Source organism: Streptomyces sp. NPDC018045, from assembly GCF_044327445.1.
Lineage (GTDB): Bacteria > Actinomycetota > Actinomycetes > Streptomycetales > Streptomycetaceae > Streptomyces.
The window spans coordinates 1-1,150 of sequence record NZ_JBIRFL010000086.1 but is presented as its reverse complement, the minus strand read 5'-3'; the positions used below and the strand labels follow the sequence as shown (position 1 = coordinate 1,150).

Sequence of the window (1,150 nt, the reverse complement as noted above, 5' to 3'; positions counted from 1 at the left end):
GCCGGACGAACTCCCACTCGGCATCCGACAGCTCATGTCGACGTATCACCCGACCATGATCCACCACGCAAGATCATTTGAAGACACGACCTAGGAGTGCTGCTCGTGCCGGTGCTCGGCCCAAGCTGCCGCTGCCTGCTTCATGGCGACCGTCCAGGAGCCGGCGGAGGCCCCGTGAGCGATCTCGCCGGATCGGACCCGCCCTGGCGGCGATGGCTGTCCGTACACCTTCGGGCAGCGCCTCGAACGGCGTCGTCTTCATCTTAGGTACGGAACGCGGCCAACTGGGACGGGTCTTCGAACAGTGTCTCCAACTCGGGGAGGCGTTCAGCACGGCGTGCCATGAGGTACACGCGGTTGTGAGTGCGTTGCACCTCGTGCAGCAGAGTGAACCCTTGAGTCTCGTAGTAGCGGACCAGGCCCGGGAACATGCAGCCGCGCCTCACCCACTCTTTCCCGTGGCGTGCGGCGTGGTCCACAGCCCACAGGGCGATCAAGGTGCCGGGCTTCTGCTCGCGATAAGCGGGGTCGGTCGCGGTGGTGAAGAGGTAGTACGCGGATTCGGCGAGTTCGTCCGTGGCCCACCCCCACGGCGGGATCTCTTCCTGCACGGTAGTGCAGCCGACAATGCGGGAGTTGGTTTGATCTTCGAGCACCCACATGGCGTCACGGGAGTTCTCGGCCTGGGCAGCGAGGTTGTCCGCGCTGTCACGCCGCGTCGGCATGTCGCGCGCTTCGAGCCACGTGGAACGTGAACGGACCATTGCCGCGATGGCGGGGGTGTCGGCTGAGGTGGCCGGGCGCATGGCAAGCATCTGTGACTCCGCATCTTCGAGGGGCTGTGGCAGCCTCCCACGATCGGGCCTTGGGTGCGGTGGGTTCCGCCCCGAGATCGGGGCGGAACCCACGTGAGGGTTACAGAAAGATTCGGGTGGCTATGTGGAGGTTGATGACCTGGAGGAGCTGGGCGTCGCCGTCTTCACGGTGCGTCCCTTCGCTGAGCCGGCGATGGGGGAGTGGCCCTGGCTGAAAGGCATCCGGGGCGATTGGCCTTTACGAGTCCTTGCAGAATGATCTTCATGTGGCGCGGTGGAGGGGACGGTGATGCCGTTCCTCGGGGGTGAGGATGGCCCGGCGCAAGCCGTGGGAG

The 1,150-nt window shown here is 65.4% G+C and carries 1 protein-coding gene; it reads right to left on the bottom strand.

Annotation, left to right across the window (positions count from 1 at the left end):
• Nucleotides 1–263: 263 nt before the first annotated feature.
• On the bottom strand, nucleotides 264–815 hold the full coding sequence (locus ACH4EB_RS38705; protein ID WP_398353236.1) for a GNAT family N-acetyltransferase: 552 nt from the start codon (nucleotides 813–815) through the stop codon (nucleotides 264–266).
• Between the last annotated feature and the right edge of the window lie 335 nt (nucleotides 816–1,150).

Bases quoted from the DNA above. Each gene is read 5' to 3' on its own strand.
- ACH4EB_RS38705 (WP_398353236.1), bottom strand. From the start codon at position 815: ATGCTTGCCATGCGCCCGGCCACCTCAGCCGACACCCCCGCCATCGCG.